Source organism: Pelomonas sp. Root1444 (genome assembly GCF_001426885.1).
Taxonomy (GTDB): Bacteria; Pseudomonadota; Gammaproteobacteria; order Burkholderiales; family Burkholderiaceae_C; genus Pelomonas.
Genome location: NZ_LMFP01000003.1, coordinates 203,151 through 225,524 on the forward strand (window position 1 = coordinate 203,151; position 22,374 = coordinate 225,524).

Consider the following 22,374-nt stretch of genomic DNA (forward strand, 5'->3'; position numbering starts at 1 on the left):
GACGAACGTTCGCCGCGCAGAAAAAACGCCGCCCTGCCTGCTGCAGGGCGCCCGCTGCCAGGGCTTCGCCTTTCCACAACAACGAAGGCCGGCCCGCCTCCCGGACCGGCCACGAAGACGGAGACCTTTCGTGAGCCAGAACAGCACCCACACGCTGCGCCGTGACCGCCTCGGCGCCGCCGTATCCATCGCCCTCGCCCTGATGGCGCATGAAGCCGCCACGGCGCAGACGGCCCCCGCTCCCGCGGACGCGGCCTCCGCGCCCGCGGCAGCCAAGCCGGCCGAGGCCAAGCCCAAGGCGCCGGTCAACGAGTTGGAGACCGTGCTGGTCGTCGGCACGCGGCAGTCGCAGCAGTCCAGCATCAACCGCAAGAAGAACGCGCCGACCGCGCAGGACTCCATCGTCGCCGAGGACGTCGGTGCCTTCCCCGACCGCAACATCGGTGAGGCCATCTCCCGCATCGCCGGCGTGGCCCTGGACCGTGGCGATTACGGCGAAGGCGTCACCGTCTCCATCCGGGGCAACAGCTCGGAACTGACCCGCGTGGAACTGGACGGCATGGGCGTGAGCTCCGGCGCCGGCACCAACCTGCTGGGCCGGGGCGCCGAAGGCGGCGACGGACGCGGCACTGAGTTCCGCGAACTGCCCTCCGAGCTCATCAAGAGCGTCGACGTCATCAAGGGCTCCACCGCGGCCATGACGGAAGGCTCGCTGGGCGGCGGCATCATCATCCAGACCCGCACCGGCCTGGACTTCGACAAGCCCTTCTACATGATCAAGGCCGAGGCCACGCAGAGCGACCTGGTCAAGAAGACGACGCCTCGCTACAACGTGATCCTGGCCGACAAGTTCTTCGACAAGAGGCTGGGCGTGCTGCTCAACTGGAGCAAGGCACGCACGGTGAGCGAGAACCACTCGATCTCGCAGGGCGGCAGCAACAACAACCAGGGTCTCCTGCGTCTGGCCGACTTCGACAACTCGCCTGAGAAGACCTTCACGTTCAATCCCAACACGCTGAACCAAGCCGACCCGACGGCGCTGGTGACGCTGCTGGCGTCGCCCAAGACGACCGCCGCCGGCGGTGGCTTCTTCAATGCCGCCACACCGCTGGAGATCCTGACCAAGTCGGCCGGCGCCCAGACCAAGGCGGACTGCTTCACCGCGTTCCCCAATCTGACCGCGGCGCAGATCGCCTCCATCACGCCGGGCACGCGCAACGCGACCGTCAACGCTGCGATCAACCAGCGCAACTCGGAGCAGATGACCTGCCTGAACCAGTGGAACGACTACACCCCGTCCAACGCCGGTGGCTTCCGCTACAACCTGCGGGGCCAGGATGACCGCCGCGACAACGCCGACATCCGCTTCGACTTCAAGGTCAACGACAAGCTGACCGTCTACACCAAGCTGGCCAACGCCAAGCGCCATGTGGACGACACGGTGGGCTTCCTGGGCGTGGGCAGCACGCCGCAGTTCAACGCTGCATTCACCGAAATCATCCCGGCCAATGGAGGAGCGGCCACACGCGCCTTGACGCCCGGTACTTCGGGCATCTTGCTGCCCAACACTTACTCCTTCCCCACCGCAACGGCAAACAACGGCATCACGCGGCCGCTCACGATCGGCGCGACGACCACCGTCCTGCCAGGCTACAAGGTCGACTCGACGCACCATGTGACCAGCTATTCGCTCGACAACGGCAGCTACAACACCGACACCATCTTCAGCACCATCGACACCACGACGAAGACGCTGATCACCGGTGGCGAATACAACGATGGCCGGCTGAAGGCCCAGTTCATGGGCGGCTACGTCAAGTCGACCGCCATGCGCTACGACCGCCGTGCCTCGTTCGGCTACAACTACGGCATCGGCAACTTCGCCATCCAGCCCAACGGCCTGTGGGCGTTCACGCTGCCCGATGGCAGCCAGAATGAACAGCTGAACTTCGGCAAGTACGCGACGCTGAATCCGGCCGTGGCAATTGGCAAAGTCGACGCTTCTGCGACGATCCCCGTCGGCTCGCCGGCCTATGCGGTCAATCAAGTGCCGCTGTTCACCAACAGCAATTTGCTGCAGGTCATCCGGTCCTACGACAGCGAGAACTCCGAGAAGCAAGGCAAGCTTGACCTGTCCTACAACCTCGTCGACAAGGTGCCCTTCCTGACGTCGCTGAAGGGCGGCGTCCAGATGCGCCAGAACGCGAGCGACTTCTGGACCGGCGCCGGCAGCACCATCAAGGACCCTGTAGGCACTTTCGGCACCGCCGGCTTTGTGCCGGGCGTCTACATGCCGCAGGTCAATACGCGCTGGAACGTCATCGGTTGCGAGAACACGGCCGGCTCACTGGCCGCCGGCGGCAAGCCCTGCGCACCGAGCGGCTACGCGCCCAACACCAGCCAGCTCAACGCTGGTATCGGCAACGTCGAGGCTGGCCGTACCACGCTGACCCGCGCACAGTATGAGGAGCTCATCCGCCAGACCATGACGCTGCAACCGGCCAGCCAGTTCTACTCCGGAGCCAAGGACCGGCCGGCCACGCTGTTGAACGGCTGGAACCAACTCGACATCGACAAGCTGTTCAACCTGGCCGGCGTCCCCGTGCGCCTGGATTGCTTCCGCCAGTGCACGGCCAGTGACGGCAAGGTCTACGACATGCCGGTCAGCCATGCGGTGGAGAAGACGACGGCCGCCTACCTGATGACCGACTTCGAGGTCGACCGCGTGCCGTTCACGAACTGGTCCCTGCCCTTCGGCATGGAGATCGCCGGCAACTTCGGCGTGCGCGTCGTGAAGACCGACGTGGAAGGCACGGGCTATGTGACCCTCCGCTCCAACCGCATCATCAGCGGCAGCTTCAATCCGGCGGACCCCTACAACGCTGCCGGCCTGCAGGCTTACACGCAGACCATGAACACGTCCATCAAGGACAGCAACACCGATGTGATGCCCTCGCTGAACCTGGCGGTGTGGGCCATCCCGGACAAGCTGGTGACGCGCTACAGCGTTGGCAAGACGGTCGCCCGCCCGGGGGTTTCCAAGCTGCTGCCTGAGGGCACCTGCAACATGTACGAGTTCGTCTATTCCGGCGCTTCGGAAGATGACGGCACGGAGCCGGACCAAGGCTGCGGCCGCTTCGGCAACCCGGCCCTGAAGCCCCAGACCAACGTCAACCACAACCTGTCGCTGGAATGGTTCCCCAACCGCGACTCGATGTTCTCGATCGCCTACTACAGGCAGCGCGGGCTGATCGGCGCGCCGACGCTGCTCGCGTCGCGCAACGACGTCAAGCTGTTCAAGGACAGCACCGCCGTTGATCCCTTCACGGGCAAGCCGCTGGCCGACCAGGAGTTCACGTACACCACCTGGGACAACCAGCCAGCCGCCACCCGCCGGGGCTTCGAATTCGGCATGAAGACGGCGTTCAGCTTCCTGCCCTCCGTCCTGCGCTACACGGGTCTCGATGCCAACTTCACCAAGGCCAAGTCCACGCAGGGCCAGCCGGTGCTGGACCTGATCAGCGGTGCCGTGATGCCCGTGGCCGGCGAGCCCAAGTACTCGTGGAACGCCTCGCTGTGGTACGACGACGGCGGCTTCCAGGCTCGTGTGGCGATGCAGGTGGTTTCCAAGCGCTATGTGGGCTTCACGCCCGGCGCTTCCAACAACTCCATCGCGGTCAACAACTATCCGTCCATCGGCACGCAGAACTGGCGCCTGCCCTACAACCCGGGCGCGCCGATCTGGGCTCCGCGCACGGCCTTCGTCGATGCCAAGCTCTCCTACAAGTTCAAAAACGGCCTGGAGATCTTTGCAGACGCGCGCAACCTGACCGGCGAGCGCGGGCAGTCGAACACGGGCGGCTACCAGGACTACGCCGACGGCATCCCGAGCATCTACAGCGACAACTACAACGGCCGCCGCTACACCGTAGGCTTCACCCTCCGCAGCCCGCGCTGAGCAAAACCAGGGAGACACGATGACCGGCACGCACCGCCCATTTCTTCAACCGAACTGGGCGGCACGTGCCGCCCTCGCCCTGCTCCTGGCAGCGCCGCTCGCCGGCGCACAACAGGCTGACGTCGCTCAACCGGCGGCGGCCCCGACGCAGAGCCTGGGCTCGGTCAAGGTGACCGGCCAACGCAACGGCGGTGTCGATCCCTCGATCGTCACCGCCGCCAAGGACAAGATCCTGGGGCGCCAGTTCGCCTCGTCCTGCGGCTTCCTGAGCGGCTACTCGGCCGCCGATGACGAGGTGACGCTGGCCTACATGCGCGACATGGGGATGATGGACAGCCCGTCCAACGAAACCGAGCGCTTCAGCGACCTGAGCCCGGCCGGCAATGCCAAGACGGGCACCGTCGGCACCCCGTTGGACGCCACCACCCCCGATCCCAACGACATCAGCGGCACGTCCCCAGCCGTCGCCTGTGGTGGCGCCGACCGCCGCTTTTCCGCCGGCCGCAACTGGATCGCGCGCAAGGACAAGTCGCTGACCCAGGCCTTCGAGGCCTACGAGAACGGCAATTACGCCGAGGCACGCGCCCGCTTCGAGGAAGGCTGGAAGAAGGTCGGCTACGAGGAAGCGGCCATGATGCTGGGTCGCATCCATCTGCTGGGACTGGGCACACCGGCCAGCACGCCCAAGGCCATCGAATGGCTGCGGCAGGTCGTCGACGCGCGCTACGACCCCGTCGGTGACCGCCTGAAGTTCGATCCGAAGAAGCCCGACAGCATCAACACCCGTGTCGAAGCCTCGCTGCTGCTGGCTCGCATCTATCTGAGCGGCCAGGGCATCAAGCGCGACCCTGAGCAGGCCTACAAGTGGTGGAGCAAAGCGCTGGACTACGGCTTCGAGCCTGCCGGCACACTGCTGGCCCAGGCCCACTTGAGCGGCGTCGGCGCAAAGCCCGATGCCAAGCGCGCGCTGGCCTACCTGGAGGCCGCCGGCGAGTCCGGCCACGTGCCCGCGCTCTACATGCTGGGGCAGCTCTACCACCACCAGGTACCGCGCCAGCCCGAAGGCGTGCCGCTGGACCTGAAGCGCGCCGGCGCCTACTACGGCGCCGCAGCCAAGGCCGGCAACATCGACGCCACACTGGCCGCCGCCCGCATGATGGATCTCGGCGAAGGCCTGCCGGCACCGGCGCCCGAACGCGCGGTCGTGCTCTACAAGGACGCCGCGCTGAAGGGCAACGCCGACGCGCAGAACGCGCTGGCCACGTTCTTCTATCGCGGCGAGGTGGTGCCGCAGAACTTCGCCACGGCGCGCCAGTTCTTCCAGGCTGCGGCGCAGCGCCGCCAGCCCGATGCCATGTTCAACCTCGCCGTCATGCTGGCCCAAGGCCAGGGTGGCGACAAGGACATGGCCGCCGCCTATGCCTGGTGCGCCCTCAGCAAAGGCCTGGGCCATGAGCAGGCCGCCGCCGCGCTGCCGGCCATCGCCGCCAAGCTCAGCCCCGACGAGAAGTCCCGCGCCGACGCGATGCTCAAGCCCGCACCCAAGAAGTCCTGATCAGTCGCCGCCAGGCGCCGGGTATCTCACTTCGACGACCTCGATCTTGTCCACACCCGCCGGCGTGACGAGATTGAGTTCATCACCCACGCGCGCCTTCAGCAGCGTGCGCGCAATGGGTGAGATCCAGCTCACCTCGCCAGCCAGGCTGTCGGACTCGTCGATGCCCTTGATGGTGATGGTCTTCTCGTCGCCCTTGGCGTTCGCATACGTCACCGTCGCGCCGAAGAAGACCTGCTCGCTGCCATGGTGCACGCTGGGGTCGACGACCTCGGCGATGTCCAGGCGCTTGGTCAGGAAGCGCAGGCGACGGTCGATCTCGCGCAGCCGCTTCTTGCCGTAGAGGTAGTCACCGTTCTCCGAGCGGTCGCCGTTCTTGGCCGCCCAGGACACCGTCTCCACCATCTTCGGCCGCTCGACGTCGATGAGCTGCATGAACTCCGCCCGCAGCCGCGCGTAGCCGCCGGGCGTCATGTAGTTGCGGGTGCCTGCCGGCAGGGCCGGCAGCGAGGGGCCGTCGCCGTCGTCATCCTCGGGCGCGTCGGTTTCCTTGGTGAACGCTTTGTTCAATTGAGATGTCTCCGTGCTTCGCACTTCGAAGCGAGTCCCTCCGGACGGCCGTGCGGGACTCATGCGAGCATTGTCCAATGCAAGCCCCCTCCGCTACCGGGCCACTGGCCGGTCTCAAGGTCGTCGAAATGGACGGCATCGGCCCCTGCCCGCTGGCCGGCATGCTGCTGGCCGACCATGGCGCCGAGGTCACCGTGATCGAACGGCCGGGCGGCCAGGTGCTGGACACCGGCACCGCGCTGGGCCGGGGCAAACGGCGTGTCTGCCTGGACCTGAAGACGGCCGAAGGCCTGGCCCGGGCGCGATCACTGATCGAAGGCGCCGATGCGTTGATCGAGGGCTTCCGGCCCGGCGTGATGGAGCGCCTGAGCCTCGGGCCGCAGGACTTCGCCGACAGCCATCCTCGCCTCGTCTACGGCCGCGTGACCGGCTGGGGCCAGACCGGCCCGCTGGCCCAGGCCGCGGGCCACGACATCAACTACGTGGCGCTGACCGGCGTGCTGTCCGTCGCCAGCCGGGCCGGTGCGACGCCGAGCATCCCGGCCACGCTGGTGGGCGACATGGGCGGCGGCGCGATGTTCCTCGCCTTCGGGCTGATGGCGGCGTTGTGGGAGGCGCAGCGCAGCGGCCGCGGCCAGGTCGTCGACGCCGCGATGGTGGACGGCGTGGGGCTGCTGTCCGGCCTGCTGCATGCCCTGCGCGCCGCCGGCCGCTGGCCCGAGGCGCCGGCGCAGAACTTCTTCATGCACAGCGCGCCGTTCTACGACTGCTTCGAATGCGCGGACGGCCGCTTCGTGTCGCTGGGCGCGCTGGAGCCGCAGTTCTATGCCGAGCTGCTGCTGCGGCTGGGTTTGAACGACGTCGATGCCGCGGCTCAGCAAGACCATCGCCAATGGCCAGCGCTGCGCGAGCGCGTCGCGGCCCGCATCCGCGAGAAGACGCGCGACGAATGGACCGCGCTGTTGGAAGGCAGCGATGCCTGCTTCGCACCGGTGCTGACCCTCGACGAGGCGCCGCTGCATCCGCATGCGCGGGCACGCGGCAGCTTCGTGCAGGCCGACGATGGCAGTTGGCAACCCGCGCCGGCACCGCGCTTCTCACGCGGCCGCTGAGCGCTGGGGCACGTTCACATGCGGCTGTCGTGCAGCGCGCCGCCGCTCAGGTCCACCATCTCGGGCTTGATCTCGGCATAGCGCAGCACGCGGCCGCCCCACTGCGCGGCGAAGGCCTTGGCCGCACCCTCTTCGGCGAAGCTGGCCGCCGTCGGGCCCATCGAGCCGTGGCGCTTGCTGCCCAGCACGTAGAAGGCCTGGCGCGCATCCACCCAGTGGCCGACCGGCTTGTCCCAGTCGGCCTTGGCCATGTCCTGCACATGGGCCGTCAGCAGCGGGCGCACCTGCTCCGGCTTGAGCAGCGCGTTGAGCAGCTCGACGCTGTCGCAGAACCAGTTCACCTGGCTGTCGCCCTTGTAGATGATCTGGCCCTTGGGGCCGGGGTAGTCGGCCAGCAGCATGCCGTCCAGCGAGCAGCTGGACTGGGCGGCGATCTCGTGCGGCCTGCCGGCGTCGGCGGCCTCGTCCTTGCGGCCGCAGCCGGCCAGGGCGACGGCGGCGAGGGCGGCGCAGCCGCAGAGCAGGCGGCGGCGGGTGGTGGGGCTTGAGGTCAGGGGCAAGGTCATGGCTTGAATCTCCAACCCGCCAGGGCCAGCGGCGCCACGATCCACGCCAGCATCGCGCCGCCCATCAGCCAGGGGTTGCCCAGCGCAGGCGGCACGACGCTGGCAAGGCCGTACAGGCGCGCCATGTCGTCCAGCGAGAACACATTGAGGATGCGGAACACGTCCGCGGGATTGAGCAGCAGCAGGTAGGCGAAGCGGTCGCCGCCGAGCACGCCGCCCAGCTCGCCGCCGCTGGCCACCAGCAGGCCCAGCAGCAGCAGGTCGAACACCAGCACCAGCGCGAACCACAGCGCGATGGCCAGACCCGAGGCGCGCGTGCGGTCGCGCGCCAGCACCGACAGCAGCAGCGCCAGGCTCAGGAAGGCCAGCCCCAGCAGCACCGAGCTGGCGACGAAGCCGCCGTAGTGATACAGCCCCGCGGCGCCGAAGCGCTGCCACAGCAGCGCGGCCACCAGTGCGAAGCCCGCCAGCGTGGACAGCGCCAGCGCTGCGGCCAGGCCCAGGTACTTGCCCAGCAGCAGCTCCAGCCGCGTGATGGGCAGCGCCAGCAGCAGGTCCAGCGAGCCGCGCTCGCGCTCGCCGACGATGGCGTCGAAGCCCAGCAGCAGCGCGATCAGCGGGATCAGGTAGATGACCAGCGACACCAGGCTGGCGATGGTGGCCTCGATGGAGCGCGGGCCGATCTGCCCCTGCGCCGCGCTGCCGAAGTAGGTGATGGCCAGCGAGAACACCGTGAACACCAGCGCCACGGCCAGCACCCAGCGGTTGCGCAGCCGGTCGCTGAACTCCTTGGCCGCCACGGCGGCGATCTGGCGGGGTTGCAGTCCGTCTTTCATGCGGCCTCCCGCAGCTCGAAATACAGGTCTTCCAACGTCGGCTCCTGGACGCTCAGGTCCACCAGCGGCCGCGCGGCCAGGGCCTGCAGCAGCGGCATCTTCAGCGCGCGCGGGCAGTCGATGCTGGCGCGATGCGCGCCCTCACGCTGCCAGCCCAGGCCAGGCAGGCCCGCGAGCTGCTGCGGCAGCGCATCCAGCACCGCCGCGTCGGCCTGCAGGCGCACCTGCAGCGGGCGGGTCGAGCGCTCGCGCAGCGCGGCCACGCTGCCGTGCGCGCACAGCCGGCCATGCGAGAGCATGGCCAGCGCGTCGACGCGCTGCTCCAGCTCGGCCAGGATGTGCGAGCTGATGACCAGCGTGACGCCGCGCGCGCGCAGCCGGTCGAGCTGGGCGTAGAAGTCGCGGATCGCGGACGGGTCCAGGCCGGTGGTGGGCTCATCCAGCAGCAGCAGCTGCGGCTCGCCCAGCAGCGCCTGCGCAAACCCCAGGCGCTGGCGCATGCCCTTGGAATACTCGCGCACCGGCCGGCGGCCGGCGTGGCTCAGGCCCACCTCCTCCAGCAGCGTGGCGCATTGGGCCAGTGGCGCGCCCTTGAGGCGGGCGAAGAAGCGCAGCGTCTCCAGGCCGTCGAGGTTGTCGTACAGCACCAGGTTCTCGGGCAGGTAGCCCAGCCGGCGGCGCGCTTCGCGGAAGTGGCGGCCGCCGACCTCGCAGCCGTCCACCCACAACCGGCCCTGGCTGGGCGCGACCAGGCCCAGCACCAGCTTGAACAGCGTGCTCTTGCCGGCGCCGTTGTGGCCGATCAGCCCGAGCAGCTGGCCGCGCGGCACCGTGAGGTCCACGCCGTCCAGCGCCTTGAGCAGCGCGCCGCCGCGGCCGTAATGCCTGGCCACGCCCTGCAGGCGCAGCGCCGGGGCGGCATCAACGGAATTGCTTGTCACGCCATTCACTCCAGTTCTTGTGTTGCGGCTGCATCGCCGGGTGGGCGTCGACCACGCTGGGCACGCGCAGCACCGGGAACTGCTGGCCCAGCACGCGCATGGCCTGCACCGCCGGGCTGCCCATCAGCAGCTTGACGCTGGGGTGGCGCCATTGCAGGCGGTCCACCAGCTCGTTGGCTTCGTAGGGCAGGTCGCCCAGGCCATCGCCGTTGCGGTCCCAGCCCAGGTAGTTGGCCCAGTGGTTGCCCTGGCCGCGTTCGCCGTCGCGCGCGTCGCCCCAGCGCTCGTCGCGCGCGCCGACGTAGCGCACCTGCTCGCGGTTGGCGATGAAGTCGTTGCGCTGCACCACGTTGCGGGTGGAGCCGGCCGAGAGATGCACGCCCACGTGGTTGTCCACCACCAGGTTGCCGCGCAGCGTCGCGTATTCGACGTCGTAGATGAAGAAGCCGCGGTTGTTGCCGGCCACGATGTTGTCCTCGATGACCGAGTCCTGCAGCGTGCGCAGCATGATGCCGAAGTCGCTGTTGCCCCAGGTGCGGTTGCGCCGCACGGTCTGGTCGCGCACTTCCATCAGCGCCAGGCCGCCGCGGTTGAGGTAGCTGTCGTTGTCCTCCCACAGGTTGTAGTAGGAGTTCATGTAGTGCGTGCCGTAGCGGCTGTGGTGCAGCCGGTTGCCACGGAACTCGGCGTGGTGGGACACGTCGACGTAGAGCGCGTCGCGCACGAAGCTGATGTTGTTGCCGACGATGCGGGCGCGCTGGCTGTTGTAGAGCTGGATGCCGTTGCCGCGCTGCGAGGAGTTGATGTCGCGCAGGCCCGTGATCAGGTTGTGCTCGATGCGCACCTCGTCGGCCTTCTCTATCCACAGGCCGAACAGGTTGTAGACCAGATCGCAGCGGCGCACCACCGCCCGGTGGCTGCCGGGCTGGATGTAGATGCCGGCGTGCTGCGCCTTCAGCTCGTGGCCGGAGTCGCGCACGATGAGGCCTTCGAGGGTCACGTCGGTGGCGGCCACGCGGATGGTGTCGCCGCGCTGGCCGCCGCTGAGCGTGGGCCGGCCGATACCGCGCAGGGTCAGCGGCTTGTCGATGCGCAGGCTCTCGTCGTAGACGCCGCGCTCGACCTCCAGCACGTCGCCGGGCTCGGCACGCGCGATCACCGCCTGGATGACCTCGCCCGGCCGCACGCGCCAGGTCTTCGCCTCGGCGCCGCCGAGGCACAGCAGCAGCAGCGCCAGCGTGCGCAGCAGGGTGATCGCGCCGGGAGGCTTCATGCCGGCAGCCACCCCAGCGCCTTGAGCGCGAGGAACAGCGCGGCACCGATCAGCAGGTTCTTGAAACCCACGTAGCTGAGCATGTCCATCCAGCCGGCGATGCGGTAGTTGGCGCGCCACCACGGACCGTCCTTGACGTAGCGGCGGCCGCTCATGCGGATCAGCACCTCGTAGACGCTCCAGCCGAACCACCAGCCGATGATGGCGGCCGCAGACAGCCGGCCCTGCGCGGCCAGCAGCCAGGCCAGGCTGGCGGCCACCGCCAGCGAGAAGCCGGCCACCTGCAGCGCGCGCTGGCTCTTCCAGCCCTCGCGGCTCCAGGGCCAGAGGTGGTCGCGGATCTCCAGCAGCAGCACCTGCCAGGCGCTGGCTGCGGCCCGCGCGGCGTAGGGATGGGCCGGGTCCGTGGGCATGCGGGGGTCGGGGCCTTGCGCCGCCTTGGCGCTGATGGCGGGCACGGCGTCGATGGGGATGAAATAGCCGTCGCGCCCGATGGGCGTGATCAGCAGCCCGTCGCGTTCGCGGCGCTTGCGCTCCCTGGCCAGCGGCGGGCAGCCCTTGGCGTCGGTGTACAGCACCATGCAGTCCAGGCAGTGCAGGCACTCGCGATGGTCGATGCGGCCGTCCGCGTCGATGGCCTGTGCGCCGCAGCCCACGGCGCAGGCCTTGCAGCTGTTGCAGTCCTGCTTGCGCTTCAGGCCGAACCAGCGGAAGGTGCTGGGCATGGCCAGCGACGCGCCCAGGGGGCAGAGGTACTTGCAGAAGGGCCGCTCGATGAAGATGGACAGGCCCAGCAGCACGGCGACGAACAGGCCGTAGGGCCAGGGGCGGTTGAGCACACCGACCAGGAAGGTGGTCTTGAACGGCTCCACCTCGGCCAGCATCTCGGCGCGCCCCATGTCGAACATCGACACCGCCAGCAGGCCGAAGAAGATCGCGTACTTGAGCCACTTGAGCTTGTCGTGCAGCGCTTGAGGCACCGGCTTCTGCCAGCGCTTGAGGCCCAGCTTGCGAGAGACCTTGAAGATCGCCTCCGACAGCGAGCCGAACGGGCACATCCAGCCGCAGAACAGGCCGCGGCCGAACAGGAACACCGTGACGATGATGAAGATCCAGAACACGAAGATGAACGGATCGGACAGGAACAGCGACCAGGTCCACTGGAACAGCAGGCTGTGGAACCAGGTCAGCACCTGAGTGATCGACGGCTGGGCCATCAGGCCGAAGCCGACAAAGACGATGGACAAGGCCCAGGCGCTGTACTTGAAGGCATTGACCGGCCACTTGTTCTTGTGCGTGGACAGCCGGGTGAGCCGTTCGCGCAGCGCGTAGACCACGGCCACGGCGATCAGCAGCGCGCTGAACAGCGCGATCTTCCAGGCCTGGCTCTTCCAGATGCGCAGCCAGGGTGCGTCCGGCTCCACCACCACCGGGCGGCCGCCCTGCAGCAGCGCATCGGGCACCCAGTACTTGCTCTCGAAGACGGCGAAGCTGCGATGGCCGGTGGCCTGGTCGACGCGGTTCCCCAGGAAGGCCAGCTTCCAGGGATAGGCCGCCGAGAAGCTGGGCGAGCGGATCACGAAGATGGCCGACTCGGTGTAGGCCGGCGCGCCTTCGGCCTCCAGGCCGTAGAGGTTGATCGCGTCGAGGTCGCGGAAGGTGAAGGCGTCGGCGCCCTGCTTGACCTGCACGCGGTCGTAGATGCCGCCGCGCACGAAGCCCGAGCCCTTGAAGGACTCGACACCGGCGCTGCGCACGATGAAGAAGGCCTGCTCGCCGTCCTGCAGGCGCGAGCGCAGGCTGGCATAGCCCGCATCGCCCAGCAGGCTGCGGCCCAGGTCGGGGTGGTTCAGGTCGCCGAACCACAGCTCGATGAAAGGCTCGGCCGCGGCCGCGAGGCCCACCTGCTCGGGCCGCACGCGCAGTTGCTGCACCCCGCCCATCTGCTGCAATTCGCTCCAGCGGTAGTGCCGCCCGGTCGCCAGCCACCGCGCGCGCTCGCGCACGGTCGGCTCGATGATGCCCACCTGGCGCGCCACCGCGCTGCCCGAGAGTTGCATCACCTGGTTCTGCGCCACCACGGTGACGGTGGCGCCGGAGATGGCGTCCACGCCCAGCACGTTCTCGTCCGGGCGCGAGGGACCGACCTCGATCTGGTCCTTGACCGACTTGCCGAGGTACTGCTCGTTGAACTTGATCAGCGCGCCCTCCGGGATGCCCAGCAGCAGGATGGGCTCGGAGTGCTTGAGCACCTTGACACCCACGTAGCGGCCGGTGGTGTCCATGCCGATCAGCGTGACCACCGGCTTGCCGGAGTAGGCGGGCGTGTCGGTGATGTCGGTGGACAGCATCACATAGCCCAGCAGCGCGGGCTTGCCCGTGGCGCTGGCCGGGCCGTAGGCCTCGACATAGGGCGGCTGGCCCTTGCGAGGCGAGAAGCTGACGGCACCGGGAAAGACGTCCTTGCAGGGCAGCAGCGCGCACAGATCAGGCGCGGTGGCCAGATCAGCCGGCAGCTGGGCCTCGTAGGCCTGCTGGCCCGGCGCTGCGTGCGCAGCGGCCATCAGCAAAAAAAACGCGGCACATGCCCTGAGGCAGGCCGCGAACAGTCGATCCACTGACATCTGTTTTCTCGTTATCCGCCGCTGGCGCCAGCCGGCTCGAGCGGCTGGCGCGGCGGTTGGGTGCGCCTGATCAGGCTTCCACGATCATGCGGGTGCGCATTTCGAGGTGCAACGCATGGCAGAAGTGCGTGCAGTAGCACCAGTACACGCCCGGCTCGCCGGCGGTGAAGGTGACCGAGGCGGTTTCCTGCGGGTTGACGATGAAGTTGACGTTGTGGTTCGGGATGGCGAAACCGTGCGTCAGGTCTTCGACCTTGTCGAGGTTGGTCAGGATCAGCGTGACCTCGTCGCCCTTCTTGACCTTGAACTCGCGCAGGCTGAAGGCCGGCGCCTGCGAGGTCATCTTCACCGTGACCTTCTTGCCGTTGCGGGTCACGCCGGAGTCCTTCGGGTCCTTCACCGCGAGCGGGAAGTCGTCCAGCGAGTACACCTGCTTGGGCTTGACCAGATCGCGCTTGAAGATGATGAAGTCATGCGGCTCGCCGCGCACCGGGTGGTCGGCCAGCAGCACCATCTTCTCGCCCGACATGTCGATGATCTGCTCGTTCTCGGCATGCAGCGGGCCCACCGGCAGGAAGCGGTCCTTGGAGAACTTGCAGCCCACGGCGAGGTACTTGCCGTCGGCGGCGATGGTCTCGGACTGCGAGCCGTTGATGTGGCCCGGCTGGTACTGCACGTCCAGGCGGTCGACCACGTACTTCGCGCCCTTGTCGCCCTTGTGGAAGGCGATGGCCTTCTCGATGTTCCACTTCACCACCTGGCTGTCAAGGAACAGCGTGGTGTAGGCATTGCCGCGGCCGTCGAAGGCGGTGTGCAAGGGGCCCAGGCCGATTTCGACCTCGGCGACGATGGCGCCGTCGATCTTATCGAGCTTGCCGTCGAACCAGTCCAGCACCTTGGCCAACTCGATGACCGTGGCGGTGGGCGACAGCTTGCCGGCGCAGATGAAGTACTTCTGGTCCGGGCTGGCGTTGACGCCGTGCGGGTTCTTGGGCACCGACACATAGGCGGTCAGCGCGGTCTTCGGGTCCTTGTTGGCTTCCCGCGTGCCGTCCACCACCGGCACCTTGGAGCTGCCGACGGTCTTGAACTTGCCGGCCTTGACGGCCTCCTCGATGCGGGCGATGTTGAAGAACAGGCAGGCGTCGCGCTCGGCGGACATCATGTCCTCGTAGTGCGCGCCCATCTCGGTGTTGTACTGGTTGGTGGCGGCCAGCTTGCCGTCGTAGGAGGTGGCGGTCAGGTCGCAGTTGCCGTCGATCAGCACCTGCCAGCGCACGTCCATCGTCTCGGCGTCCACGCAGGTGAACATCGAACGGTACTTGCTGCCGTCCTCCACACCGGCGTTGGGCAGCGGCGTGGCGAACTCGGCGCCGCAGAAGACGCGCGTGGTGTAGTTGATCTTCGGATCGACCGGGTCGCGCTTGTCCGGGAAGATGCCGTGGAAGCCCTGCACGTTGGGCAGCTGCGTGATCTTGTCGCAGACGAAGTAGTCCAGCCGGATGCGCGCGATGCGGCTGTTGATCTTGTCGTTGATCCAGGCATAGCGGCCGTCGTAGTTGCCGTCCTTGTAGGAGGCGTGCGTGTGGTGGGTGTCGCCCACCGTGTAGCGCAGCGAGCCATCCGCCTTCGTGCCCATCACCTTCTTGGACTCGTTGGTGATGCCCCAGCCCACCAGCGCATCGGGCACGAAGCACGGGATGCGCAGCAGCTCGCGGCCGGAGGGCAGGCCCAGCACGCGCATGTCGCCGGTATGGCCGCCGCTCCACAGGCCGTAGTAGCTGTCGAGCTGGCCCGGCTTGAGGTGGGTGGCGTTCGCTTCACCGTGTGCGCCGGGGGCTGCACCGCTGGCGGCCGGCGCCGCGACGGCGCCGTCGGCCTTCTTGTCGGTGCAGGCTGCGGCGCCCAGCGTCAGGCCGGCGATCGCGGCGCTGTTGATGAACCGGCGGCGCGCCAGACCATGAGGTGCGGTGCTCGTCGTGCCGTTGTTCTTGTCTTCGTCGTTCATGTTCGCCTTTTGGGGTTGGTCGATGGGTCAGCGACGGCCTGCGCAGAGGACAGCACGCGGGCGGGTCGGAAGTTCAGCGATGAACGCGGTCACCGAGCAGGGCGACGGTCGATGCCTTCGGCGCGTTGGCAGCAGCGAGTGGCACGAGTGCGTTCAAGAGCGAAGCCATCGTCGCCAAGTCCCGTCGGGTCGGGGTTGATCCAGATCAGCTCCGACCAAAAAGCTTCATCGAAAATGCAGGTTATGCGAGGCGCCTCGACACGACGCGCGCAGAATGAACCCGCCCCTTCACTGATGAGCTTCCCGATGCCGCAGATCTACTCACGCCATCTCCTCCTCTCCGTCGTCGCTGCGCTGGCACTGACTGCCTGCAGCAAGCAGGAACCCGCGAGCGCACCCGCCGCACCGGCCGCCGCCCCGGCACCCGCGCCTGCGCCCGCAGTCGCCGAGAACACCGTCGGCAAGAGCGTGTTCGGCAAGACCTGCGCGATGTGCCACGCCGCGGGTGTGGCCGGCGCGCCCAAGCCGGGCGACAAGGCCGACTGGGGCCCGCGCATCGCGCAGGGCAACGAGGTGCTCTACAAGCACGCGCTCGAAGGCTTCACGGGTGCCAAGGGCATGATGCCGCCGCGCGGCGGCGGCAGTTCGCTGACCGACGATGAAGTCAAGGCCGCCGTCGATTTCATGGTGGCGCAGTCGCGCTGAGACCCGTGGCGCCGCTCACTTCCCCTCGCCGCCGCAAACTGGCGCTCGGTGCACTGGCCTGCGTGCTGCTGCCACGCGCAGTGCAGGCGCGTGACGCCGGTTTGTCGCCGCTGCAGCGCAGCGCCGCGGTGCTGATGGGCACGCAGGTGGACATCGTCGCCGTGCATGCCGACGCCGCACAGCGCGCCCGCGCGCTGGATGCGGCGTGGGCCGAGATGCTGCGCCTGTCGGAGATGATGAGCCGCTACCGCAGCGCCAGCCAGGTCAGCCTGCTGGCCCAGGCGGCCGGCGGCGCGCCGTTGCCGGTGGCGCCCGAGCTGATGGCGGTGCTGCAGCAGGCGCAGGATCTCGCGCGCCGCAGCGGCGGGCGTTTCGATGCCACGGTGGGCGCCTATGCCGACTGGCATTTCGAACCTGGCCAGCCGGCCCGCCTGCCCGACGCGGCCACGCTTGCACGGCAGCACGTGCTGGTCGGCGCGCACGGCCTGCAGCTCGACGTGCCGCGCGGCACCGCCCGGCTGGCACGCCCCGGCATGCGGCTGGACCTGGGCGGCATCGCCAAGCTGCCCATCCTGCAGGCAGGGCTGCGCACGCTGGCGCAGCATGGCGTGCACGACGCGTTGATCAACGGCGGCGGCGATGTGTTGTGCAGCGGCTCGCTGCAGGGCCGCCCCTGGCGCATCGGCCTGCGCGACCCGCGGGCGCCGCAGCGGCTGCTGGGCGTGCTGGCGCTGCGCGGCGGCGTGGTGGCCGCCTCGGGTGACTACGAGCGCGGCTTCGACCACGCCGGGCGCCGCTACCACCACATCCTCGACCCGCGCAACGGCCAGCCCAGCGAGGGGCTGCGCGGCCTGGCGCTGGTGTCGGCCGATGTCGAGGCCGTCAACGGCTGGGGCGCGGCCATGATGGTCGCCGGCGCCGACCGGTCGCGGCGTTGGCTGCGCGAGCAGTTGCCGGGCGTCGAGGCGATGCTCGCCGGGCCTGATGGCGTCTGGCTCACCGCCGGCCTGCAGGCGCGGCTCATGGCCTCCGCCTAACGACACAGCCAAGCGGCCAACTCACGCCCCGGGCCGCGGATAGGCGGCCAGGCGCTGGACGTCGGCGATGCGGATGCGCCCGCCGTCCACGTCGATCAACCCGCCCTCCTCCAACTCGCGCAGCACGCGCGAAAAGTACTCCGGCGTCATGGACAGCCGCGAAGCCAGCGTCGCCTTGCTGACGGGCAGCACGACCAGGCAGGCGCCCGCCTCCGCAGCGTCGCGCAGCAGGTAGCCGATGACGCGTTGCACGCCCGATTGCAGCGCATAGGCCTGCACGTCCGCGACGAGGCCGTGCAGCCGCCGGCTCAGGCCTGCCAGCATGCGCAGCGCCAGGCGTTCATCGGCGGCCATCGCCTGCAGCATGGCCTCGCGCGGCAGCACCAGCAGCTGCGTGTCGCCGAGTGCCTGTGCGTTCACGGGGCTGGGCCGGCCCAGGAACATCAAGGCCTCGGCGAAGCTCTGGCCGGCCGAGACCAGTTCGATGACCTTCTCATGGCCGGTGGGTGACAACACGAAGAGCTTGACCGGCTGGCCGAGGTTGACGAAGAAGGCGTCACAGCCCTCGCCGGCACGCAGCGCGAACGCGCCGCGCTCCAGCGGCCGCGGGCGCGCCGCGGCGGCCAGGCGCTGCAGCGCGTCCTCGCCGATTTCACTGAAGAGGGGCAGGCGGCGCAGCCAGTCTTCGATCGATGCGGTGTCCATGCTCACCCCGGCCGGCCATCGACGCGCGGGCGGCCGAGCCAGTCGCCGCAGCGCCAGGCCCACGTCGCACTGACGACGGCCCAGAGCGCCGCCGCGGCCAGCAGGCCGGCATGGCCGCCCAAGCCCAGCGCCGCGCCGATGCGCAGCAGCACGCCGAGCTGCAGCAGCCGGTAGCCCGCCCAGCCCAGGCCGTCGATCGCGAGCGGGCGGCCGCTGTGCGCTGCGGCCACGCGCGTCAGCATGGCAAGCAGCGTGCAGCCCAGCCAGCCCAGCGTCATGGCATGCAGCGGCGCCGCACCGAGCCCACCGCGCCCCAGCGCCTGCAACGTCAGCGAGACGGCCTGCAGGCCGAGCGCCAGCCCGAGCCAGACAAAGCCGCCATGCAGCATGGCCAGCAACCGCAGCGCCTGCCCCTGGAGGCTGCGCACCAGCCGCCAGCGCAGCGCCACGGCCAGTATGGCGGCCGATGCGACGGCCAGTGGTGGCGCGAGCAGCCACGGCGGCAGCCAGGCCAGCTCGGCCAGGCCCGCCAATGCCAGGCCGGCCAGCAGGGGCAGCAGCCACGCGCGCGCGCCCCAGGCGTCCAGCTGCGGCAGCGCCGCGGCGCTGAAGAAGGGGAGCATGCGATGCGAAACGATGGCGAACACCGGGCCCACGAAGCCCCACAGGCCCAGTTGCACGGCGCCACGCAGCAGTGCTGCATCGCCCCGCAGCAGGCCCAGGCTGCCCAGCAGCATGGACACCAAGCCGACGGCGCTGGCGGCCAGTACGCAGCGGGCGTGCAGGCGGTCGGGGGCGCGGCTGGCGCGCAGCAGCGCGGCAAAGCGCAGGCTCAGGCGCAGCCAGCCGCAGGCGGCGGCCGACACGCCGAGTGCCGCAACCGGGGCACTGGCATGCACGCCGACGAGGACAACGAGCCAGCCCAGGCCGAACTGCAGCAGCGCCGTCAGCAGCACGCCCGCCTCGATGCCGGGCAGCCCCAGCCAGCGCGGGCCGGCCGTGAACAGGAAGCCCGCCATGAAGGCCGGCATGAAGCCGAGCGTGAACACCAGCCCGTGGGCCAGCGTCGGGGGCACCGCCCAATGAGGTTCGAAGCCGAGGCCGGGCGCCACGAGCACCCCCAGCCACCACAGCGCGGCGCCGCTCATCAAGACGGCGCCGAAGGCGAAACCCAGCCGGTGCGGCGCGCTGAGCAGCCGGCGCGGCCGCCAAGCGGCGGCGGGGACCGCCGTGTGTGGAAGGAGCGAAGTAATGGCCATGGCTTCGTCGGGTGTCGGGGCGCGAGGTGTCGATGCTCGACGGCATCGGCCGGCGGCGCTTTGACGCGGTTCAAACAGTGCGCGGATTCGTCAGCCGGCGTTGCGCTGCCGCACGGCCGTCAGCCCAGGCGCAACAGGAGGTCGGGCCTGATCGCCCGCGCCTGCGCCAGCAGGGCCGGCGACGGCCAGCCGACGGGCGCGCGCAGCGTACCGGCCTCATCCGGCAGCCGCGCCAGCTGCAAGGCATGGCGCGGCACGGCCGCCAGCTCGCTGACCAGGCGCAGCAGGTCGGCATCGGTGAACCAGCGTGGGTGGACGGTGGTGCGGCATTCGAACTCCACGCCGCTGCGCTGCAGCAGCGCCAGCGATTCGCGTACCGCGTGCAGGCTGCCGCGCCGGCCCGTGATGCGGTCGTGCAAGCCGGCGTCCGTCGGTGCGGCCTTGACGTCCAGGCCGACCCAATCGAGCCGCGGCAGCAAGGCCGCCAGGCGGCGCGGCGCGAGGCCGGCGGTGTGCAGGCCCAGGGCATAGCCCATCTCGCGCAGTTCGTCCAGCACCGCCGGCAGTGCCGGGTCCAGCGTGGGTTCGCCGCCGCTGAAGACGACGCCATCCAGCCGGCCCAGGCGGCGGGCCAGCCAGTCGCGCAACGCGGGCCAACGCGGGCCACCGCCCTGCCCTCGCGGCTGCAGATCGGCGTTGTGGCAGTAGCCGCAACGCCAGGGGCAGCCCTGCAGGAAAACCACTGCGGCAAGCCGGCCGGGGAAGTCCACGCTGCTGAAGGGCTGCAGGCCGGCGACGGCCAGTGCGTCGGCACTCACGACCGGACGGTCGCCTCCTCGAAATGCACACGCTCGGCAAACTCGCCCTGCTTGCCGGTGTTGAAGGACGCGACCGGGCGGTGATAGCCCATCACGCGGGTCCAGACCTCGCAGCGCTGGCGTTCCTCTTCGCGCAGCGTGGTGTCTTGTTGTTCTTGACGTTCGATGACAGCGTTCATGTTTCTCTCCTTCATGCGGGTTGGATTTCGGCTTCGCGGCGCTTCACGGCCAGCCGTTCCTCGTCGCAGCGCGGGCAGAACTCGTGATGCCCGGCCAGGTAGCCGTGGGTCGGGCAGATCGAGAACGTCGGCGTCACGGTGACGTAGGGCAGCCGGTGGTGGGACAGCGCGCGCTTCACCAGCTCGCGGCAGGCGGCGGCGGAGCTGATGCGCTCGCTCATGTACAGGTGCAGCACCGTGCCACCGGTGTACTTGCGCTGCAGCTCCTCCTGGCGCTCCAGCGCCTCGAAGGGGTCGTCGGTGAAGCCGACGGGCAGCTGCGAGCTGTTGGTGTAGTACGGGTTGGCGTCGGTGCCGGCTTGCAGGATGGCGGGCCAGCGGCGCCGGTCTTCCTTCGCGAAGCGGTAGGTCGTTCCCTCGGCCGGCGTGGCCTCCAGGTTGTAGAGGTGGCCGGTCTGCTCCTGGAACGCCACCATGCGGGCGCGCACATGGTCCAGCAGCCGCACCGCCAGCGCGTGGCCCTCCGGCGCCGTGATGTCGTGCCGGCCGCGGGTGAAGTTGCGCACCATCTCGTTGATGCCGTTCACGCCAAGCGTGGAGAAGTGGTTGCGCAGCGTGCGCAGGTAGCGCCGCGTGTAGGGAAAGAGGCCCTGGTCGATGAGGCGCTGGATGAGCTTGCGCTTGATCTCCAGGCTGTCGCGGCCGAGCTCCAGCAGTCGGTCCAGCCGCGCCAGCAGGGCCGCTTCGTCGCCGGCATGCAGGTGGCCCAGGCGCGCGCAGTTGACCGTGACGACGCCCACCGAGCCGGTCTGCTCGGCCGAACCGAACAGGCCGTTGCCGCGCTTGAGCAGCTCGCGCAGGTCCAGCTGCAGGCGGCAGCACATGGAGCGCACCATCTGCGGCTCCAGGTCCGAGTTCAGGAAGTTCTGGAAGTACGGCAGGCCGTAGCGCGCCGTCATCTCGAACAAGGCCTCGGTGTTGGGGTGCGCCCAGTCGAAGTCCTTGGTGATGTTGTAGGTCGGGATGGGGAAGGTGAAGACGCGGCCCTTGGCGTCGCCCGCCGTCATCACGTCGATGTAGGCGCGGTTGATCAGGTCCATCTCGGCCTGCAGCTCGCCGTACATGAAGGGCTGCGCCTCGCCGGCGATGACGGGCACCTGCTCGGCGAGGTCGGCCGGGCAGCTCCAGTCGAACGTCAGGTTGGTGAACGGCGTCTGCGTGCCCCAGCGCGACGGCACGTTGAGGTTGTAGATCAGCTCCTGCAGGCACTGGCGCACCTGCTCGTAGCTCAACGCGTCCTTGCGCACATACGGCGCCAGGTAGGTGTCGAAGCTGGAGAAGGCCTGCGCGCCGGCCCACTCGTTCTGCAGCGTGCCGAGGAAGTTGACGATCTGCCCGACCGCGCTGGACAAATGCTTCGGGGGCCCCGCCTCCACCTTGCCGGGCACGCCGTTCAAACCCTCATGCAGCAGCGTGCGCAAGCTCCAGCCCGCGCAGTAGCCGCTGAGCATGTCGAGATCGTGGATGTGGAGGTCCGCCTCGCGGTGGGCGCGGCCCACCTCGGGCGGGTAGACATGGTCCAGCCAGTAGTTGGCGACGACCTTGCCCGACACGTTGAGGATCAAGCCACCCAGGCTCCAGCCCTGGTTGGCATTGGCCTGGATGCGCCAGTCCCGCTGCTGCAGGTACTCGTCCATCGTGGCCTGCACGTCCACCAGCGTCTGGCGCGCATCGCGCAGGCGACGGTGCTGCTCGCGGTAGACGATGAAGGCGCGCAGCGTGCGCCGCCAGCCGGCGCCGAACAGCGTGGCCTCGACGGCGTCCTGGATCTGCTCGATGCCGGGCAGCGTGCGCGCCATCAGCTCCGGCATCACGCCGTTCTGGGTCAGCCAGCGCGCTTCGTCGTCGCCGAACTCGCCGCTGGCTCGCCCGGCGGCGGCCAGGGCCTGCGTGATCTTGCTCGCATCGAAGGCCTGCAGCCGGCCGTCGCGTTTCACCACCTGCTGGGGATAGAGGTTCATTGCGCTACCTATGGTGTTCGTAGCGCCTTTCAAGCACTACATCTAGTGGGAGCGCAGTGTGGCCAGCCCTCAGTGAGGCGTCCTTGAAGCAGATCAAACTGGGCAGCGAAACGCTGGGGCGTCGCCACGCGCCGTGGCTCGGACGGGTCAGACCAGCGCAGCGTGGTTCAGTGCGGCCTTCTGCGCGGCGGCGAGCAGCAGTCGCCG

At 69.0% G+C, this 22,374-nt stretch carries 17 protein-coding genes; 5 read left to right on the forward strand and 12 right to left on the reverse strand.

Going from position 1 to position 22,374, the window contains the following annotated elements; all coding sequences use genetic code 11:
• Positions 1-130 precede the first annotated feature (130 nt).
• The gene (locus ASD35_RS03760; protein WP_056873575.1) at positions 131-3,958 is read left to right on the forward strand and encodes a TonB-dependent receptor; all 3,828 of its coding nucleotides are present in this window, start codon (positions 131-133) and stop codon (positions 3,956-3,958) included.
• Between the two features lie 19 nt (positions 3,959-3,977).
• Entirely contained in the window at positions 3,978-5,513 is a 1,536-nt protein-coding gene (locus ASD35_RS03765; RefSeq protein ID WP_056873576.1) for a tetratricopeptide repeat protein, read from the forward strand.
• On the opposite strand, the gene greB is transcribed toward ASD35_RS03765, so the two are convergent.
• A complete protein-coding gene (gene greB, locus ASD35_RS03770) occupies positions 5,514-6,083 on the reverse strand; it encodes a transcription elongation factor GreB (protein ID WP_056873577.1) in 570 nt (189 codons plus the stop codon).
• A 77-nt stretch (positions 6,084-6,160) separates the two neighbouring features.
• Between greB and ASD35_RS03775 the strand changes: the two genes are divergently transcribed.
• Positions 6,161-7,195, forward strand: a complete 1,035-nt coding sequence (locus ASD35_RS03775) for a CaiB/BaiF CoA-transferase family protein (RefSeq protein ID WP_157275358.1) — start codon at positions 6,161-6,163, stop codon at positions 7,193-7,195.
• Between the two features lie 14 nt (positions 7,196-7,209).
• Here ASD35_RS03775 and ASD35_RS03780 read toward each other — a convergent pair whose 3' ends face one another.
• The 6 genes from ASD35_RS03780 to nosZ all read right to left on the reverse strand — a co-directional run bounded on the left by ASD35_RS03780 (position 7,210) and on the right by nosZ (position 15,443).
• Positions 7,210-7,761 (reverse strand): nitrous oxide reductase accessory protein NosL, encoded by a 552-nt coding sequence (locus ASD35_RS03780; RefSeq protein WP_056873578.1) that lies wholly within the window; start codon positions 7,759-7,761, stop codon positions 7,210-7,212.
• Positions 7,758-8,597, reverse strand: coding sequence for an ABC transporter permease (locus tag ASD35_RS03785; RefSeq protein ID WP_200956005.1), 840 nt, complete (start codon positions 8,595-8,597; stop codon positions 7,758-7,760). The genes ASD35_RS03780 and ASD35_RS03785 overlap by 4 nt, the downstream gene beginning before the upstream one ends.
• Positions 8,594-9,538 carry an ABC transporter ATP-binding protein gene (locus ASD35_RS03790; protein WP_056873579.1) on the reverse strand — a complete coding sequence of 315 codons (945 nt, stop codon included), beginning with the start codon at positions 9,536-9,538 and terminating at the stop codon, positions 8,594-8,596. The genes ASD35_RS03785 and ASD35_RS03790 overlap by 4 nt, the downstream gene beginning before the upstream one ends.
• Positions 9,519-10,811: a nitrous oxide reductase family maturation protein NosD gene (locus tag ASD35_RS03795; RefSeq protein WP_056874578.1), complete on the reverse strand. Its 1,293-nt coding sequence runs from the start codon at positions 10,809-10,811 to the stop codon at positions 9,519-9,521. Before ASD35_RS03795 ends, ASD35_RS03790 begins: the two co-directional genes overlap by 20 nt.
• Positions 10,808-13,435: a NosR/NirI family protein gene (locus ASD35_RS03800; RefSeq protein ID WP_056873580.1), complete on the reverse strand. Its 2,628-nt coding sequence runs from the start codon at positions 13,433-13,435 to the stop codon at positions 10,808-10,810. Before ASD35_RS03800 ends, ASD35_RS03795 begins: the two co-directional genes overlap by 4 nt.
• Positions 13,436-13,505: 70 nt before the next feature.
• Complete coding sequence (gene nosZ, locus ASD35_RS03805; RefSeq protein ID WP_056873581.1) at positions 13,506-15,443, reverse strand: TAT-dependent nitrous-oxide reductase; 1,938 nt, start codon at positions 15,441-15,443, stop codon at positions 13,506-13,508.
• Between the two features lie 294 nt (positions 15,444-15,737).
• On the opposite strand from nosZ, the gene ASD35_RS03810 reads away from it, so the two are divergent.
• Together ASD35_RS03810 and ASD35_RS03815 are read left to right on the forward strand one after the other, a co-directional pair.
• Positions 15,738-16,148, forward strand: coding sequence for a cytochrome c5 family protein (locus ASD35_RS03810; protein ID WP_369819189.1), 411 nt, complete (start codon positions 15,738-15,740; stop codon positions 16,146-16,148).
• Entirely contained in the window at positions 16,145-17,185 is a 1,041-nt protein-coding gene (locus ASD35_RS03815) for an FAD:protein FMN transferase (protein ID WP_056873582.1), read from the forward strand. Before ASD35_RS03810 ends, ASD35_RS03815 begins: the two co-directional genes overlap by 4 nt.
• 21 nt (positions 17,186-17,206) lie before the next feature.
• Here the strand turns inward: ASD35_RS03815 and ASD35_RS03820 are convergent, their stop codons facing one another.
• The 5 genes from ASD35_RS03820 to ASD35_RS03840 form a co-directional block, all read right to left on the reverse strand.
• Positions 17,207-17,890 carry a Crp/Fnr family transcriptional regulator gene (locus ASD35_RS03820; RefSeq protein WP_056873583.1) on the reverse strand — a complete coding sequence of 228 codons (684 nt, stop codon included), beginning with the start codon at positions 17,888-17,890 and terminating at the stop codon, positions 17,207-17,209.
• Between the two features lie 2 nt (positions 17,891-17,892).
• Positions 17,893-19,149, reverse strand: a complete 1,257-nt coding sequence (locus tag ASD35_RS03825) for an NnrS family protein (RefSeq protein WP_056873584.1) — start codon at positions 19,147-19,149, stop codon at positions 17,893-17,895.
• A 119-nt stretch (positions 19,150-19,268) separates the two neighbouring features.
• On the reverse strand, positions 19,269-19,967 hold the full coding sequence (locus ASD35_RS03830; protein WP_056873585.1) for an anaerobic ribonucleoside-triphosphate reductase activating protein: 699 nt from the start codon (positions 19,965-19,967) through the stop codon (positions 19,269-19,271).
• The gene (nrdD, locus tag ASD35_RS03835; protein ID WP_056873586.1) at positions 19,964-20,146 is read right to left on the reverse strand and encodes an anaerobic ribonucleoside-triphosphate reductase; all 183 of its coding nucleotides are present in this window, start codon (positions 20,144-20,146) and stop codon (positions 19,964-19,966) included. Before nrdD ends, ASD35_RS03830 begins: the two co-directional genes overlap by 4 nt.
• An 11-nt stretch (positions 20,147-20,157) precedes the next feature.
• The gene (locus ASD35_RS03840) at positions 20,158-22,167 is read right to left on the reverse strand and encodes a ribonucleoside triphosphate reductase (RefSeq protein WP_056873587.1); all 2,010 of its coding nucleotides are present in this window, start codon (positions 22,165-22,167) and stop codon (positions 20,158-20,160) included.
• Between the last annotated feature and the right edge of the window lie 207 nt (positions 22,168-22,374).